Here is a 17,887-nt window from a genome sequence, read left to right as displayed (position 1 = left end):
GAACGAGCATGCCGGTCCGAGGGCGCCGAACACCCTGTCAATAATCGACGGTCACAATTGTTACCTCACCAGCAATATTGCAAATAAACAAACCTGATTTTCAAAATGACAGCGTGGTTTCATATGCAACCTATCCACTCTCACAAAAGTATGTTTGAATAGCATATCTTGGCCAGACTGCCGAGCACTTCCATCAATAACACAGGCACTGACGGCATGACGACCCATGTTCTGATATGTGACGATTCGGCCCTGGCTCGTAAGCAAATCGCCGCCACCCTGCCCGACGACTGGGATATAAACATCCAGTTTGCCGAGCAGGGGAGCGATGCCCTGAACCTGCTGCGCAGTCAGCACATCGATGTATTGTTTCTCGATCTCAACATGCCGGAGCTGGATGGCTATGGCGTGTTACAGGCGATCCAGCAGGAAGCAATCCGGGTGCTGACACTGGTGGTTTCCGGCGATATTCAGCCTCAGGCGCTGCAACAGGTCAAGGAGCTGGGGGCGCTGGACTTCCTTAAAAAACCCGTCAATGCGCAGACACTGGCCCGGCAACTGTCCAGCTATGGGCTTTACCGGCCTGGTGCCGATACCCGGCGGAGTGCGCCTGACACCTTGCCTTCCCCTGCACCATCACTCCAGAGTTACCTGCAGGAGATGGCCAATGTGGCCATGGGACAAGCCACCGATCTGCTGGCCCGACTGCTGAATGTATTTGTTGAACAGCCGATCCCGCGGGTGTCACGAATAGATCGCAGCGAGCTCAGCATGGTCATTTCTGCCGCAGAAGGCAATAACCATTATTCCGCCGTCTGTCAGGGCTTTGTGGGGGCCGGCGTATCCGGAGAAGCGCTGCTGCTGTTTTCCGATGCCAGCATCGGGGAAATGGCCCGGCTACTGCATTACGCCCCCCCCGACACGGCAGCGAACGAAGTTGAGATACTGATGGACATGTCGAGTATCCTGTTTGGCGCCTTCCTTAATGGACTCGGAGAGCAACTCGATATTCGTTTGGGGCTGTCACAGCCCTCGGTTCTCGGGCAACACCAACAGGTCACCACCTTGCTCGAACATCACGATCGGCAGAGCGAACAACTGTTGTGTATCGAAATCCCCTACGAGCTGGAGCAGTTGCACCTTCACTGCAACCTCCTGGTACTGCTGACGGAAGACTCGGTCAACCGACTGGAGCAGCGTCTGATTTATCTGGCGGAGTAAACGATGAATCTCACCCAACAGGACCCACACGCCTTTCACTGGCTGCTGGATATGCTGGAGTCGGTCGAGATCGGCCTGGTGGTTCTGGATCTGGATTTCCAGATACAGCTGTGGAACGGTTTCATGGAAAATCACAGCGGGCTGACCGCCGGCGAAGTACGGGACAGACCACTGTTCAGACTGTTTCCCGATCTGCCCGAGACCTGGCTGCGGCGCAAGGTAGATACGGTTGTCACCCTCAAGACCCGTACCTTTACCTCCTGGGAGCAACGTCCTTACCTGTTTCGCTTCGGCACCACCCGCCCGGTGACCGGCACCGCCCCCGCCATGTATCAAAACCTGACCATCAGCCCGCTGACGGACCCCGATGGCAGCATCACCCGCGTATGCCTGATGATCTACGATGTCACCGATGTGGCATGTAGCCGACTGGCGCTGGAACAGGCCAATGCACAACTGGCCCGCCTGAGCATCACCGACAACCTGACCGGCCTGCTGAATCGGGGCGCGTGGGAGAACCAGCTCGATGCCGAGTTCGCCCGTTACCGACGCTATGGTCATGACTGCAGTCTGGTGATGCTGGACATAGACAACTTCAAGTCCATCAACGATCACCACGGCCACCCGACCGGCGATGAGGTGATCCGCCATGTCGCCGCCAGCATTCGTAGCAGCCTGCGCCTCACGGATCATCCCGGACGCTATGGTGGCGAGGAATTCGGTATCATCCTGCCGGAAACCGATGCCGAGGGAGCCCGCATTATCGCCGAACGACTACGCCAGACCGTCGAAGCCGCCGTGGTCGCCCCCCATGGCAGCGATATTCGCTATACCATCAGCCTGGGCATCGCCCCCCTCAGAGGTGGTATCAACCTGTCGGCCGAATGGCTGCGTCTGGCCGACGACGCCCTGTATGCGGCCAAAAATTCGGGTAAAAACCGGGTCGTTTGCGTCTGAACCCCGCTGCCGACAGCGGGTTCATCTTCAGTCGAACATACTCTCCAGTACAAAGCGGACGTTTTCGGTAGCCAAATCCACCAGTATCGCCTTGTCCCCCGCCCGCCGCCATTCGTGCCCCTGATAATAAGGCAGTCGCTCGTGCAGACGAGGATCAAAGCGTTTGGCGATGCCGGGCGGTAACGGCTTGCCCCGCTGCAGGTTCATCCTGATCCCCGGCGGCAGTGCATCCCGCCGGCTATCGTAATCCAGCCAATCCCGGTGCTCACGGAATATCAGACGCAGAGCGGTTTCATCGACATCGGGGTAATGCCGGTCTCCCCGCCGGTCACGGTCATGGTCACGCCGATGCTCACGGTCGCGTTCGTGTTCATGCCGAGACACCCGGTCGCGGTCATCATCCTGGCGGCGTTCCGGCTTTTGGTCCCGGTGGTCGTCGTTACGCCATTTCTGATCTTTTTGCTCTTTCTGCTTGCCGGGAGCATGGTCCTGGCCTTTGCCTTCGGGGGGCTGTGCCTGGGCGGACATGACGGCGCTGCCGAGCAGGCCACCGAGCATCAGAGCTGCAAGCTTTAATCGGGTCTTCATGGAACCTCCTGCCTTGTGACACGCCTTTACTCTATGCCCTGCGGACACAACTCGCCAAGCGGGACCGCCGCGGGTACGTCGGATTCAGACCAACCGCTTGGCGTAACTGCTCCGATCCAGATCGACCACCTCGACGGTGAGGGCGATATTCTGCAAGCCTAGCTCGGCCAGCGCCTCCAGCACCGTATCCGACAAGGCGGCCTTCTGCTCGGAGTCGCGGCCGGACAGAATTTTCAGCGTCACATGGATAAAATCGCGCTGGCTGCCGCCATTATGATGATAGTCGTAACCCATCGCCCGGGTCTTGATATCGTCGAGGCCGAACAGGCTACTGTCGACCGCGCCCTGATGCACCGCAGCCACCAGCCCGGCGGGACTGATCTGAACGGTCAGGGTGGTGGAATATTCGATAATGCAATGGGGCATGCTGCCTCCCTGAAACAAAAAAAAGCCCCGTTGCCGGGGCTTTCAGATAACGAATGGATTATACCAGCTCAATCACTTCGAAGCTGACTTCCGGATTGACGTCGGCATCGTAATCCACGCCGGCCAGGCCGAAACCGAACAGACGCAGGAACTCGTCCTTGTAGCCCTGATAATCGGTGAGCTGGTAGATGTTGTCGTCCTGAACCTGTTTCCAGATCTCGCGGCAGGCGTTCTGCACTTCGTCACGCAGTTCCCAGTCATCCAGACGCAAGCGGTTCTGCTCGTCGACCTGGGCCGCTTCGCCGCTGTACAGACGGTCGGTGAACAGGCGCTGGATCTGCTCGATACAGCCTTCGTGGATGCCCTGCTCCTTCATCACCTTGAAGGCCATGGAGATATACAGCGGCATGACCGGAATGGCGGCGGAGGCCTGGGTGACGACCGACTTCAACACCGCCACATGGGCGTTGCCACCTTTGGCCTTGAGTTTGGTATCGATGGCGTGAGCGGCGCGGTCCAGATCTTCCTTGGCCTTGCCCAGGGTGCCGTGCCAGTAAATCGGCCAGGTCAGATCGGTACCGATGTAGGAGTAGGCCACGGACTTGGCGCCCTCGGCCAGCACGCCGGCGTCTTCCAGCGCGTTCATCCACAATTCCCAGTCCTGACCGCCCATCACCTTGATGGTATCCGCAATTTCCTGCTCGTTGGCCGGCTCGACCACGGCTTCCACCAGCACGTCCTTGTTGGTATCCAGGGCGGTAGACTTGTAGGGTTCGCCGATGGGCTTGAGGGCGGAGCGCACCAGTTCGCCGCTGTCCGGCATCTTGCGTACCGGCGAGGCCAGGGAGTACACCACCAGGTCAATCTGACCCAGATCCTGTTTGATCAGATCGATAACCTGGTCACGACATTCGTTGGAGAAGGCATCGCCGTTGATGCTCTTGGCGTACAGGCCTTCTTCCTTGGCGGCCTTGTCGAAGGCGGCTGCGTTGTACCAGCCGGCAGAGCCGGTCTTTTTCTCGGTGGCCGGCTTCTCGAAGAACACGCCGATGGTGGCGGCACCGCTGCCGAAGGCAGCGTTGATGCGGGAAGCCAGACCATAGCCGGTGGATGCCCCGATCACCAGTACCTTTTTGGGACCCTGTTCAAGCTGACCCTTGGCTTTGACGTAGGCGATCTGCTCGCGTACATTCGCCTCACAACCAACCGGATGGGTGGTGGTACAGATAAAGCCACGGACCTTGGGTTTGATGATCATATAGATGTTTGCCTCGGTTATTCTCGGATAGACGCTAAAGATACCTTATTCCGGGACAAATGTGAGGCCTGACGTGTGCAAGATGCTGCAGATGCACAATGCTGGCAGGCACAATACGCCGACACGCAGCAAGTACATCCATGTATGCTCAACGGCGGCATCCCTGCCGCCGATGGTCGGCGTTATTGTATCCTGCCAGCATCTGCTCAGCATTGGAGAAAGTCGGTGTTTACCCTTCGCCCCTATCAGCAGGATGCGGTGAATCGCACCCTGGAGTACTTTCGTCGCCATGACGAACCGGCGGTGCTGGTGCTGCCCACCGGTGCCGGCAAGAGCCTGGTCATCGCCGAGCTGGCACGCATCGCCCGCGGCCGGGTGCTGGTACTGGCGCACGTCAAGGAACTGGTGGAGCAGAACCACGCCAAGTACCAGAGTTACGGCCAGCAGGCGGCGATTTTTTCCGCCGGCCTCGGCCAGAAACAGGCCCACACCCAGGTGGTGTTCGGCTCGGTGCAGTCGGTGGCGCGCAACCTGGACCATTTCTCCGGTTTCAGCCTGGTGGTGATCGACGAATGCCACCGGGTGTCGGATGACGACGACAGCCAGTATCTGCAGGTGATCAAGCACCTGCGCCAGTCCAGTCCCCGGCTGAAGGTGCTGGGACTGACCGCCACCCCCTACCGGCTGGGGTTGGGCTGGATTTATCAGACCCATTATCACGGCATGGTCCGCAGCCGCTCGCCACGCTTCTTCAAGCAGTGCATCTTCGAGCTGCCGCTGCGGCTGATGATCAAGCAGGGCTACCTGTGCCCGCCGCAGCTGATTGACGCCCCCGTGGTGCACTATGACTTTTCCAGGCTGTATGAGCAGGGGCTCTTTACCGAGCAGCAACTGGAACAGGAGCTGGCGCGCCAGCCCAGGGTCACGCCGCACATCGTGCAACAGATCCAGGACTACGCCGCCGACCGGGTCGGGGTCATGGTGTTTGCCGCCACGGTGCGCCATGCCGCGGAGGTGGCCGGCTTGCTGCCGGAAGGACAGACGGCGCTGATCACCGGTGACACCCCGGGCCCGGAGCGGGACGACATCATTCGCCGCTTCAAGGCCCGGGAGCTGAAGTTTCTGGTCAACGTCTCGGTGCTGACCACCGGCTTCGACGCCCCCCATGTGGATGTGATTGCCCTGCTGCGACCCACCCAGTCGGTGGCACTCTATCAGCAGATCATCGGCCGGGGCCTGCGTCTGAGCCCGGACAAGACCGACTGCCTGGTGCTGGATTACGCGGGCAACAACATGGACATCTTCGCCCCCGATGTGGGCGAGCCCCGTCCCCACCCGGACACCACTCAGGTGCAGGTGCTGTGCCCCGCCTGCGGCTTCGCCAATATCTTCTGGGGCAAGACCGACAACGAAGGCCGGGTGCTGGAGCACTTCGGCCGTCGCTGTCAGGGCCTGTTCGAGGATGACGAGGGCGGCCCCGGCGAGCCCTGCGGTTATCGCTTTCGCTTCAAGTCCTGCCCCCAGTGTCTGGCGGAAAACGACATTGCCGCCCGGGAATGCAACGACTGCGGCCACCTGCTGGTGGATCCGGACAAGAAGCTGAAAGACGCCCTGGCACTGAAGGATGCCCTGGTACTGCGCTGCGCGGGACTGAGTCTGGAAGAGGCCAACGGCAAGTTCGGCCCGGCACTGAAGGTCACCTATCACGACGAGGATGGCACCGAGCTGCAGCAATGGTATGCTTTCGACAACAAGGGCAAGCGCGGTCGCTTTTTTCTGGAATTTGTGCGTCCGCACTGGCCGGCCCCGGGGCTGGAACCGGAGTTTACCTCCCTGGCCGAGGTGGTCGCCAGCGCCACGCGCTTTCGCCACCCGGACTTCGTGATCGCCAGAAGCCACAAACGCGGCTGGAAGATAAGGGAAACCCTGTTCGATTATCAGGCCGGTTTCGCACCGCCCATTCACTTTAAACAGCCCGTAACCGTAAAAGACCCATTACCTTGAAGAGCATTATGCATCGTTATTTCATCGGCCTCGCCACCATCATCCTCAGCCTCTCGGTTCAGGCCATTGCCCCGCAGGAAGCAAGCAAGGCGGCTATTCCGCCGGAGCACGGTCAGGCGGCCTGGATACTGGCCGACGCCACCACCGGCCAGATCGAATCGACCCACAACGCCCAGCTGCTGCTGAAACCGGCCTCGACCCAGAAGCTGCTGACCACCCTGGCCGGCGCCTGGCGCTGGGGCCGGACTGGCGCTATGACACCAGCGTCCGCTACCGGGGCAAACTGAAAAACGGCAAGCTGGTCGGCGATCTGTTGATCGACTTCGTCGGCGACCCCTCGTTAACCAGAGAGCAGCTACGGGATTTGCTGAAACGCACCGGCGTACGGCAGGTAAGCGGTAATGTGCTGCTCAATCAGCAACACTTCGGCGGCTACGATCACGGCAATGGCTGGTCGTGGAACGACCTGAGTGTCTGTTATACCTCGCCGGTATCGGCCCTGATCCTGGACCGAAACTGCGTACAGGGCGCCCTCTATGCCCGCCCGGACCAGCCCGCCCGGGCAACGGTGCCGTCCCATCAGCCCATCGAGGTCAGCGCCGACGTCGAGGTACTGAGCCGTGCCGAGCAGCAACGGCGTTTTTGCGAACTGGAAGTGGAGATGACCCCGCCCAACCGCTACCGTCTCACCGGCTGTATCGGCCCGCGCAAGGATCCCTGGCCTCTGCGCTTTGCCATTCAGGATGTTAACGCCTGGGGGGAACAACTGACTCGCTGGGCGCTGGGCCAGGCCGGATTGCGGGTGTCTGGCGGCATCCTCGCCAGCCGGGTACAGGTCGGCGACTGGCCCGAACTGGCTCATCACCGCTCACCGCCGCTGCGGGAGTTGAGCCGGCAGATCCTGGAGCACTCCGATAACCTCTATGCAGACAGCCTGCTGCGAACACTCGGCGCCGAGCACTTCCAGCAGCCCGGCAGCTTTCGCAACGGCACCCTGGCGGTACGCAACATCCTCAACGAGCAGGCCGGTATCGATCTGGGGCCGTCCTGGCTGGCGGACGGCTCCGGCCTGTCTTCCCATAATCTGCTGCGCGCCGAAGATCTGCTGGCGGTGCTGCTGGTCATCTCCCGGGATCCGCGCGCCAGCTGGCTGATGGGTGTGTTGCCGGTCAGCGGCGAAAGTGGCACCCTGCGTTATCGCCGCAGCGTGCTCGGCCCGGCGCTCAAGGGCAAAATCATGGCCAAGACCGGCACCATCGCCCATGTGCAGAATCTGGCCGGGTTTATCGATACCGACGGCGGCCGGCGCAAGGCCTTCGTGCTGCTGCAGAACGGTCTGTCGATCAGCCCCGAGCACGAAAGGAACATTGCCGCCGGTCAGGGAGAATGGCCGGCCCGGCGCTTTGAACGGCACTGGCTGGAACAGGCAGCCACCCCTCGGGCGATAGCCGAAACCAATCGATAGCCAATAAATTAACGATTTATACAACGGGAGTGCGGCCTTTATACTGCACTTCATCAATCAGTCAGGAGAGAGCCCATGTTTACAGTGATTTTTGGTCGTCCCGGTTGCCCCTTTTGTGTTCGCGCCAAAGAGCTGGCAGAAAAACTGACCGCCGAGCGTGACGATTTCAGCTACCGTTACGTCGACATTCATGCCGAAGGCATCTCCAAGGAAGATCTGGAAAAAACCGTCGGCAAGCCGGTGGAAACCGTGCCGCAGATTTTTCTCGACCAGCAGCACATCGGCGGTTACACCGAATTCGAAGCGCATGCCAAGGAACACCTGGGGCTGTATCAGTAAGTTTTAAAACCATGAAGGGTGAGGCGAACAAGCAAAAGAGCTGTCTTCTGACCGCTGTGTTTTCCGCCTCACTCCTTACCCTCACTCCTCACAATCCCTTGTTTTTCATCACAACCCGCTGATTACCCCTTTTCATCTCGGCTACAAAGTCTCATCATGGAACATATCACTAGTCTTTACCGGCCGGTGGCTCCCGAGTCGCTTTTTTGCCCGTGGCACATGAATCTCATGCCGCCCAGCTGGCGTTCTGCTTGTCGGTGACAGCCCGGGCCGGTCTGTAATCCGAGGCCGTTAGCACCCATGTATTCCGTAGAAAAATCGCACAAGCTGGACAACGTCTGTTACGACATCCGCGGGCCAGTCCACAAAGAGGCCCGTCGCCTGGAAGACGAAGGTCATCGCATCCTCAAGCTCAACATCGGCAACCCCGCGCCCTTCGGCTTCGAGGCGCCGGAAGAGCTACTGAAAGACGTGATCGTCAACCTGCCGACCAGCCAGGGCTACTGCGATTCCAAGGGGTTGTTTTCGGCACGCAAGGCGGTGATGCAGTATTACCAGCAGAAAGGCTTGCGCACCACCGATCTGGACGATATCTACATCGGCAACGGGGTGTCGGAGCTGATCGTGATGGCGATGCAGGCGCTGCTGAACAACGGCGACGAAATTCTGGTGCCCTCCCCCGACTATCCGTTATGGACGGCGGCGGTTACCCTTTCCGGCGGCAAGGCGGTGCATTACACCTGTGACGAACAGGCCGACTGGTACCCGGATCTGGACGACATCAAATCCAAGATCACCCCGCGTACCAAGGGCATCGTGCTGATCAACCCCAACAATCCCACCGGCGCCGTTTACGGCAGTGAATTCCTGCTGGAGGTGATAGAGATCGCCCGCCAGAACAAGCTGATCATCTTCGCCGACGAAATCTACGACAAGATCCTCTACGATGACGTGGCCCACCATTCGGTGTGCACCCTCTGTGACGACGTGCTGGTCGCCACCTTCAACGGTCTGTCCAAGAGCTATCGTGCCGCCGGTTTCCGTCAGGGCTGGATGATGCTGAGCGGTCCCAAGCACCAGGCCCGGGGCTATATCGAAGGGCTGGAGATGCTGTCGTCCATGCGGCTGTGTGCCAATGTGCCCATGCAGCACTCCATTCAGGCGGCGCTGGGCGGCTATCAGAGCATCAACGAACTGGTGTTGCCCGGCGGTCGGCTACGCCGCCAGCGTGACCGGGCCTGGGAGCTGCTGAACGAGATCCCGGGCGTGAGTTGCGTCAAACCCAAGGGCGCCATCTACATGTTCCCCCGCCTGGATCCCAAGATGTACAACATCAAGGACGATCAGAAGATGGTGTATGATCTCTTGCTGCAGGAAAAAATGCTGCTGGTACAGGGCACCGGCTTCAATTGGCCATCACCGGATCACTTCCGCCTGGTCACCCTGCCGCGGGTAGAAGAGCTGGAAGACGCCATCGGCCGCCTCGCCCGCTTCCTCAAGCATTATCGGCAGTAAAGCGGTGACTCGGGGACGTCAAATCCCCGGTTCCCTATTCCCCAGTCCCCAGTCTTGGCTTTACAGCAGCGGACTCAACAGGTAGAACAGGTTTTCCGCCACCCGTCGGCGCAGCGGTCGCCGGCGCCACTCCAGCCAGGATATCGGCTGAGCATCGGCCAGATAGCCGTCGGCCAGCTGCAACAGCTCTCCCATCGCCTCGCCGTCATCCACCAGCAACGTCATTTCAAAGTTCAGCCACAGGCTGCGCTTGTCCAGATTTACCGTGCCCACCAGGGCAAACTGATGATCGACCAGCACACACTTGGTGTGCAGCAAACCGGCGGCATACAGGTGTATTTCCACCCCCGAATGCAGCAACTCGTCGAAGAAGGCATTGCAGGCATAGTTGACCATACGGGAATCGTTTCTGGCCGGTAATACCAGCTGCACCTCGACGCCCCGGTCTGCCGCCGAGCACAAGGCTGCCACCAGGGGATCGTCGGGCACAAAATAAGGCGTGATCAGCACCAGTCGCCGCCGGGCCTGATAAATGGCGGTCAGCAGACTTTGCTGGATGGCATCGCCGCCCATGAAGGGCCCCGAGGGCAGTAACTGCAGCTTGAGCTGGTTGTCCAGACAACTGATGGGGTGGTATTCCAGCTGCTCCAGCAGCCGTTCACCGGTTTCCATTTCCCAGTCCCACACAAACAGCGACCAGAAGATGGGCACGATGGGGCCACGGATCCGCAGCATGATGTCGACCCACTGCCCCACGCCCGCATCCTGCTTGAAACAGGCCGGATCCACCAGGTTCATGGAGCCGGTATAGGCCACGTCGTCGTCGATGACCACCAGCTTGCGGTGCATGCGCAGATCCTGGCGCTCGAAAAACACCCGGAAGGCCCCCACCGGCAACACTTCTATCAGCTTGACACCCGCCTTGCGCAACCGTCTGGGCCAATGGCTGCGAAAGAAATCGGCGCTACCCACCGAGTCGAGCAACACACGGCAGTCCACCCCCCGCCGGGCGGCATTCATCAATTCAAAGGCAATATCATCGGCACGCCCTCCGGCATGCCAGATATAGAATTCCAGATAGCAGGAACTGCGCGCCGAGCGGATATCGGCCTGCATTGCCGCGAGGATGTCGCCCGGCTGCTGCAACAGTGTCATGCCGTTGCCGCTCAGCATCGGCATATTGAGCCGGGCCTTGACCAGCTCATAGATGGGCCTGACCGGATCGCTGACCTCGAACTTCTGACCGGGAAAGCGCGCCACCAGCACGCTGATCCAGTCTGCATAGGGCCGGTACATGGTTTTGGCCCGCTCTGCGCGTTTGCGACCGAGGCGTACCTCGCCAAACAGCACATAGGTCGCGACCCCGAGAATGGGGATGGCAAAAATCAGCGCCAGCCAGGCCAGGGACACCCCGACGGGCCGGCGCTTCATGATCACCCTGAGTGTCACCCCTATCACCAGACTGGTGTGGGCGATGAAGAGCAGCCAGCCCAATATGGTATAAATATAATCACTCAAAAATGCCTTGCTCCTCTAAAGCGGCACGGTGCAGACTGGTTACGTTACAGAAAACCGGGACATGGATACAGGCTAATGAAAATTATACTTTTTTTAATGGTCTTTGGCTTCAGTGGCTGGGCCTCGGCACAAACCCTGACGCTGACCGAACAACAGCTCAACCGCCAGCTTGCGCTGCAGCTTGGCAAGGAATTTCCATTCACCCTGGGCGACTGGTTGTCGGCCGGGATCCAGCTGCAGGATATCAAGGTCGAGCTGGGACGACAGAGTCCGGACAAGGCCCGGGTACTGGGGCAGGGGATTATCTCGGTCAGTCAGGGAGAGCAGCATTACCGCTGGGATATCAACGGCGACTTCAGCGCCCGCCCTCGTTATGACGATGAGCAAGGAGCCCTGTTTCTGGACGAGTTCGAACTGTTGAATTATCGACTGAATCAGAATGACAGCTCCCCTCAGGGCAGCTTTATGCTGCCGATGCTGCTGCAGGCAATGGCCGGTTATCTGTCCCAGTACCCGGTGTATACCCTGGATGAGCAGGATCCGGTGCAGCGCCAGCTGAAAAACAAGGTGCTGAGCCTGGAAGTCGCACCGGGGAAACTGTCTCTGCACGGCCTGGAGTAAACCTAATGACGACTCCCGTCCGGCCCGTGGCAGCAAGCCCTGCCCAACTCCTCCGGACTCATCGGGGGTGCCAGCAGCCGGCCCTGCACCGCTTCACAACCGTACCGGTGCAGAAACTGCACCTGTTCTTCGGTTTCCACACCGCAGGCCACCGCCTCGATGTCCAGGCTTCGGGACAGCAACAGTAGCGAGCGGATAACCGACTGGTCCAGGGTGTCGAACTGATCGGACAGCAGACTGCGGTCAATCTTGATGCCATCGATCGGTAGCTGCCTGAGCTTGCCGAAGTTGAATCGTCCCGCCGCCCCGACATTATCCAGATACACCGCCATGCCGGCCGTCCGGAAGCGACTCAGCACCCCCTGCAACGACTCGCTGCGGCGCATCATGAAATCGCTGCGCAATTCCAGAATAAAGGAACCGGGGCTCACCTCCTGGTGCTGCAACAACGCCAGCCAATGGCCACTCCGCTGCTGCTCCAGCTCCAGACCATTCAGGTTGATGCTGACTCGCCCCTGCCAGTCGTCCTGCTGCTGCCAGTGACGAACCTGCCGGACCGCATCGGTAAAGACCCAGTCGGCCAGTCGCAACAGCAGGCCCGCCGCACCGGCGGCCGGCAGAAACTGCTCCGGATACAGGACTCCCAACTCGGGATGGCGCCAACGCAATAGCGCCTCCAGGCTGAGCCACCGGTTGCTGTCCAGTGCCAGGGTGGGCTGGTACTCCAGAAACAACTGTTGGCACTCTATTGCCTGGAGAAATTCTCCGGCCAGTCGCTGCTGCAGTTCCAACCGGGCGAACTGGCCACGGTCAAACAGGCAGACCCGGGTATTGCTGTAGGTCTTGGCCTCATACATGGCGGTATCCGCATAGCGCAGCAGGGTATCGAGCTCCAGCCCCTGTTCGGGATAGAAGCTGATGCCGATACTGGCGCCCACGCTCAGCTCATAACCCGCCACCTGCATCGGGGCCTTCAGCCGGGTCAGTAACTGCTCCGCCCTGGCCATCAGCGCCGTCTCCGTCACCGGCCTGCGCCATATCATCACGAACTCGTCACCGCCGATACGCGCCACCAGCTCATTGGCATCTATCTGCGTCTGCAGTCGGGCGGCCAGCACCCTGAGCACCTCATCTCCCACCCCGTGGCCAAAGCTGTCGTTGATGGGCTTGAAACGATCGAGATCGATGAACAGCAGTGCCAACTGCTCGTCCTGTTCCAGTGCCGTCTTCACCTTGTCGAACCAGCTCAGCAGAAAGGTGCGGTTGGCGGTGCCGGTCAGGGCATCGTGGTGTGCCAGGTAGCTGAGCCGCTCCTCGGACTGCCTGAGCCGGCTGATGTCGTCGAGGATACCGATAATATGGCCGACCCGGGATTGATTATCCCTGACCAGATGCAGTGTCAGCCAGTGGGTGGCCAGCGCACCCTGACGGTTATGATGCTGTACTTCACCCTGCCAGTATCCCTGCCGCTGCAGTTGATGCCAGATCTGGCGATAGTAGCGACGTTCGTGCAGATCCTGGTTGAGATTGGTGATGTGACAACCTTCGATATCGGCGGCCTCCAGCTCGCAGAGCCGGCAAAAAGCCGGATTGACGCCGACCACCCGACCGCGGGCATCCATCACCACGATTCCCTCCCGGGTATACTGCATGACTTCCCGCACCAGAGTCAGTGAACTGGCGGCAAGTTCCCGCAAGCAGTCCGTGCTGACCCGATGCCAGTCGACCGGGGTGGTCCATAACAAATTACTGTAATCCATGTCCGCACTCTACTGGTGGAATGAATGGGCTCGATACACTCCCTTCCTCGCCCTGTTCACCAGGTCGCGAAGCACTGTTTGCAGTGGTTGTTTTTCGGGCAGTGTTATCATATAGATTCAAATGAGAAATAAAAAGCCCGCATTGCTGCGGGCTTGTTTAGTATTGGCGACAATTTACATCAGCCGAGGTTTTTACGGGCGTTGCGGAAGATACGCATCCAGCCGCCATCCTCGCCCCAGCCGTCCGGGTGCCAGGAGTTGGCCACGGTGCGGAACACCCGCTCCGGGTGCGGCATCATGATGGTAACCCGGCCATCCTGACTGGTGAGGCCGGTAATGCCGTTGGCAGAGCCATTCGGGTTGAACGGATAACGTTCGGTCGCCAGGCCCTGGTTGTCCACATAGCGCAGCGCCACGGTACCGCTGGCCTCGATGGCGCTGATATCCGCGTGCAGCGGCTGTACCCGACCTTCGCCATGAGAGACGGCGATGGGCAGACGAGAGCCGGCCATACCGGACAGGAACAGGCTGGGTGACTCCTGTACTTCCACCAGGCTGAAACGGGCTTCGAAACGCTCGGAGGTGTTGCGCACGAAGTCCGGCCAGTGCGCCGCACCGGGGATGAGATCCCGCAGGCGGGACAGCATCTGGCAACCGTTGCACACGCCCAGGCAAAGCTGTCCTGGCGGGCAAAGAAGGCTTCAAACTGAGCGCGCAGCGCCTCGTTGAACAGCACCGACTTGGCCCAGCCGCCGCCCGCGCCCAGCACGTCACCGTAGGAGAAGCCGCCACAGGCCACCAGGCCGGCAAACTCGTCCAGCCGGTAACGACCGCTCTGCAGATCGCTCATGTGCACGTCGACGGAGGCAAAACCGGCGCGATCGAAGGCCGCCGCCATCTCCATATGGGAGTTGACGCCCTGCTCGCGCAGAATGGCCATGCGCGGATGCACGCCTTTGGCGATAAAGGGCGCGGCGATGTCTTCCTTGGGATCGAAGCTGAGCGACACCGACAGCCCCGGGTTGGAGGCGTCCTGCTTGGCTTCAAACTCGCTCTTGGCACAATCCGGGTTGTCACGCAGCGCCTGCATCCGGTAACTGGTCTCGGACCACAGACGGCGCAGCTCGGTGCGCGGCGCGGCATAGACTTCGTCACCGGCGAAGAAGAAGCGCAGCTGATCATCCTGGTTAAGCTGACCGATCACATGGCTGCACGCGGCCAGGCCATGACCGGCCAGACAGGTGAGCACCGCTTCCTTGTCTTCCCGGCGAACCTGGATCACGGCACCCAGCTCTTCGTTGAACAGGGCCGCCAGCTGATCGGCACCCAGCAGGTCCAGTTCGATATCCAGACCGGTGTTGCCGGCGAAGGCCATCTCCGCCAGGGTCACGTACAGGCCGCCATCGCCCTTGTCGTGGTAGGCCAGCAGCTTGTTCTCGGCCACCAGCGCCTGAATGGCATAGAAGAAACTTTTCAGCTGCTCCGGGCTGTCCAGATCCGCGGGCTTGTCGCCCAGCTGACGGTACACCTGCGCCAGCGCCGAGGCGCCCAGACGGTTCTTGCCATTGCCCAGGTCAATCAGGATCAGATCGGTATCGCCCTGATCGCTGCGCAGCCAGGGCGTCACGGTGGCACGCACATCATTCACCCGACCGAAGGCGGTGATCACCAGCGACAGTGGTGCGGTCACCGACTGATCTTCGCCGTTTTGCTGCCAGCGGGTTTTCATCGACATCGAGTCCTTGCCCACCGGTATGGTCAGACCCAGCGCCGGACACAACTCTTCGCCCACGGCCTTGACCGCTTCGTACAGACCGGCGTCTTCACCGGGGTGACCGGCGGCAGACATCCAGTTGGCAGACAGTTTGATGCGCTCGAGCTCACCGATGTCGGTGGCGGCAATATTGGTGATCGACTCGGCCACGGCCAGTCGGGCCGAGGCGGCGAAATCGAGCAGGGCCACCGGAGCCCGCTCACCCATCGACATGGCCTCACCGGCATAGGTATCGAAGGCGGCCGCGGTGACGGCACAGTCGGCCACCGGCACCTGCCAGGGGCCCACCATCTGGTCCCGGGCAACCAGACCGGTAACGGTACGGTCACCGATGGTGATCAGGAAGCCCTTGTCGGCGACCGCCGGCAGGGTCAGTACCCGTTCGGCGGCGTCCTTGATATTGATGCCGTGCAGTTCCAGTGCCGGGCTCTGATGAGCGGCGGTGGTCACATCGCGCTGCATCTTGGGCGGCTTGCCCAACAGCACTTCCAACGGCATATCGATGGGCTGGTTATCGAAGTGCTCATCATGCAGGCTCAGGTGCGGCTCGGCCGTCGCTTCACCGACCACGGCGAAAGGCGCCCGCTCACGGCGACAGATGGCTTCGAATTCCGCCATCCGATCGCCGGCTACCGACATCACGTAGCGCTCCTGGGACTCGTTACACCAGATTTGCAGCGGGCTCATGCCCGGCTCGTCGTTGGGAATATTGCGCAGTTCGAAGCGACCACCGCGGCCACCGTCGTTGACCAGCTCGGGCATGGCGTTGGACAAACCACCCGCGCCCACATCGTGGATGAACTGGATCGGGTTCTGATCACCCATGGCCCAGCAACGGTCGATCACTTCCTGACAGCGACGCTCCATTTCCGGGTTGTCACGCTGTACCGAGGCAAAATCCAGGTCTTCACTGGACTGGCCGGACGCCATGGAGGACGCCGCACCGCCGCCCAGACCGATGTTCATCGCCGGACCACCCAGTACCACCAGCTTGGCACCCACGGTGATTTCGCCTTTCTGCACGTGTTCGCCGCGAATGTTGCCCAGACCACCGGCCAGCATGATCGGCTTGTGATAGCCACGCACTTCCTCGCCGTTGAAACTCGATACCTGCTCTTCGAAGGTACGGAAATAACCGAGCAGGGCCGGACGGCCGAATTCGTTGTTGAAGGCCGCGCCACCCAGCGGGCCGTCGATCATGATGTCGAGGGCGCTGACGATACGCTCGGGTTTGCCGAAGTCCTGCTCCCAGGGGCGGGCATAGCCGGGAATTTTCAGGTTGGACACGCTGAAACCGACCAGACCTGCCTTGGGCTTGGAGCCGCGGCCGGTGGCGCCTTCGTCACGAATTTCGCCGCCGGAACCGGTGGCGGCCCCCGCATAGGGGGAAATGGCGGTGGGGTGGTTGTGGGTTTCCACCTTCATCAGAATATGAATGTCTTCCTGATGATACGCATATTCACCGGACTGGGGGCTGGGGAAGAAACGTCCGGCGGTTGAGCCGGCCATGACCGCCGCATTATCCTTGTAGGCCGACAGCACGTGTTCCGGCGTCTGCTCGAAGGTATTCTTGATCATCTTGAACAGCGACTTGGGCTGCTCGATGCCGTCGATGGTCCAGTCGGCGTTGAAGATCTTGTGCCGGCAATGCTCCGAGTTGGCCTGGGCGAACATGTAGAGCTCGATATCGTTGGGATTACGGCCCAGGCCGGTAAAACCTTCATACAGATAATCGATTTCATCGTCGGCCAGTGCCAGGCCCATGCGCACATTGGCCTCGGCCAGCGCTTCGCGCCCGCCACCCAGAATATCCACTGCGGTCACCGGGGCCGGCTCGGCCTCGGCAAAGAGGCAACTGGCATCTTCCAGACTGTCCAGCGTCACCTCGGTCATGCGGTCGTGCAGCATGGCCTTGACCGCCTCAAGCTCGGCCGCGCTGGGAGTGCGCTCGAAGCTCAGGTAATAGGCGATGCCCCGCTCGATACGCTTGACCGGCTTCAGGCCGCAGTTGCGGGCGATGTCGGTGGCCTTACTGGACCAGGGAGAAAGGGTTCCGGGGCGGGGGGTGACCACCACCAGCAGACTGCCGGCGGAAGGAGTAATGCCCTGGGCGGGGCTGTCGAGCAGCTGGCTCAGGATTTGTCGACTGTCGGCCTCGAGGTTGGCGTTCAGTGCAACAAAGTGCACATACTCGGTTTCGATTCCTGCCAGCGGCAGATCCTGTTCCTGGGCCCGGCGAACCAGAGCCTGGGTCCTGAAACCGGATAAGGCCGGTGAGCCTCTCAGTATTTCCATAGTGGCAATTCTCAAAGCGTGAGTGAATGGGGGGTTGAGAAATTGGCGGTATTATAGGTTTACACCCCTGCCCTGTCGACGCCGATTTCCAGCGCCTTGTTCTGCCAGGTCCCGCGGAAAGATCGGCGTTTGCCTGACGAAGTGGT

At 60.4% G+C, this 17,887-nt stretch carries 12 protein-coding genes and 2 pseudogenes; 8 read left to right on the top strand and 6 right to left on the bottom strand.

Going from position 1 to position 17,887, the window contains the following annotated elements:
• The first annotated feature begins 216 nt into the window (after positions 1 to 216).
• Complete coding sequence (locus tag BFR47_RS00470) at positions 217 to 1,221, top strand: response regulator (RefSeq protein ID WP_071471243.1); 1,005 nt, start codon at positions 217 to 219, stop codon at positions 1,219 to 1,221.
• Between the two features lie 3 nt (positions 1,222 to 1,224).
• A complete protein-coding gene (locus BFR47_RS00465) occupies positions 1,225 to 2,178 on the top strand; it encodes a sensor domain-containing diguanylate cyclase (protein ID WP_071471242.1) in 954 nt (317 codons plus the stop codon).
• A 27-nt stretch (positions 2,179 to 2,205) separates the two neighbouring features.
• Here BFR47_RS00465 and BFR47_RS00460 read toward each other — a convergent pair whose 3' ends face one another.
• The 3 genes from BFR47_RS00460 to fabV form a co-directional block, all read right to left on the bottom strand.
• Positions 2,206 to 2,766 carry an anti-virulence regulator CigR family protein gene (locus tag BFR47_RS00460; protein ID WP_245748722.1) on the bottom strand — a complete coding sequence of 187 codons (561 nt, stop codon included), beginning with the start codon at positions 2,764 to 2,766 and terminating at the stop codon, positions 2,206 to 2,208.
• A gap of 84 nt (positions 2,767 to 2,850) precedes the next feature.
• Positions 2,851 to 3,192, bottom strand: coding sequence for a 5-carboxymethyl-2-hydroxymuconate Delta-isomerase (locus BFR47_RS00455; RefSeq protein ID WP_071471241.1), 342 nt, complete (start codon positions 3,190 to 3,192; stop codon positions 2,851 to 2,853).
• Between the two features lie 58 nt (positions 3,193 to 3,250).
• The gene (fabV, locus tag BFR47_RS00450) at positions 3,251 to 4,450 is read right to left on the bottom strand and encodes an enoyl-ACP reductase FabV (protein WP_071471240.1); all 1,200 of its coding nucleotides are present in this window, start codon (positions 4,448 to 4,450) and stop codon (positions 3,251 to 3,253) included.
• Between the two features lie 225 nt (positions 4,451 to 4,675).
• Here fabV and radD point away from each other — a divergent pair.
• From radD to BFR47_RS00430, 5 genes and pseudogenes are all read left to right on the top strand, one after another.
• Positions 4,676 to 6,420 (top strand): annotated as a pseudogene (radD, locus tag BFR47_RS00445) (DNA repair helicase RadD).
• Positions 6,421 to 6,462: 42 nt separating this feature from the next.
• The gene (locus BFR47_RS18335) at positions 6,463 to 6,741 is read left to right on the top strand and encodes a hypothetical protein (protein ID WP_245748721.1); all 279 of its coding nucleotides are present in this window, start codon (positions 6,463 to 6,465) and stop codon (positions 6,739 to 6,741) included.
• On the top strand, positions 6,684 to 7,919 hold the full coding sequence (dacB, locus tag BFR47_RS00440; RefSeq protein ID WP_342713607.1) for a D-alanyl-D-alanine carboxypeptidase/D-alanyl-D-alanine endopeptidase: 1,236 nt from the start codon (positions 6,684 to 6,686) through the stop codon (positions 7,917 to 7,919). Before BFR47_RS18335 ends, dacB begins: the two co-directional genes overlap by 58 nt.
• Positions 7,920 to 7,994: 75 nt before the next feature.
• Positions 7,995 to 8,258 carry a GrxA family glutaredoxin gene (locus tag BFR47_RS00435; protein WP_071471239.1) on the top strand — a complete coding sequence of 88 codons (264 nt, stop codon included), beginning with the start codon at positions 7,995 to 7,997 and terminating at the stop codon, positions 8,256 to 8,258.
• 300 nt (positions 8,259 to 8,558) lie between these two features.
• A complete protein-coding gene (locus tag BFR47_RS00430; RefSeq protein WP_071471238.1) occupies positions 8,559 to 9,773 on the top strand; it encodes a pyridoxal phosphate-dependent aminotransferase in 1,215 nt (404 codons plus the stop codon).
• A 60-nt stretch (positions 9,774 to 9,833) separates the two neighbouring features.
• Here BFR47_RS00430 and cls read toward each other — a convergent pair whose 3' ends face one another.
• Entirely contained in the window at positions 9,834 to 11,291 is a 1,458-nt protein-coding gene (gene cls / locus BFR47_RS00425) for a cardiolipin synthase (RefSeq protein ID WP_071471237.1), read from the bottom strand.
• A gap of 75 nt (positions 11,292 to 11,366) precedes the next feature.
• Here cls and BFR47_RS00420 point away from each other — a divergent pair, with 75 nt between their 5' ends.
• Entirely contained in the window at positions 11,367 to 11,912 is a 546-nt protein-coding gene (locus BFR47_RS00420; protein ID WP_083398940.1) for a YceB family lipoprotein, read from the top strand.
• Between the two features lie 2 nt (positions 11,913 to 11,914).
• Here BFR47_RS00420 and BFR47_RS00415 read toward each other — a convergent pair whose 3' ends face one another.
• A complete protein-coding gene (locus BFR47_RS00415; RefSeq protein WP_071471236.1) occupies positions 11,915 to 13,672 on the bottom strand; it encodes a putative bifunctional diguanylate cyclase/phosphodiesterase in 1,758 nt (585 codons plus the stop codon).
• Positions 13,673 to 13,851: 179 nt separating this feature from the next.
• A pseudogene (gene purL, locus BFR47_RS00410) lies at positions 13,852 to 17,741 on the bottom strand (phosphoribosylformylglycinamidine synthase).
• Between the last annotated feature and the right edge of the window lie 146 nt (positions 17,742 to 17,887).

The organism is Oceanisphaera psychrotolerans, from assembly GCF_001870485.1.
GTDB lineage: Bacteria > Pseudomonadota > Gammaproteobacteria > Enterobacterales > Aeromonadaceae > Oceanimonas > Oceanimonas psychrotolerans.
The sequence above is the reverse complement of the archived record's forward strand: the minus strand, read 5'-3'. Positions and strand labels throughout refer to the sequence as shown.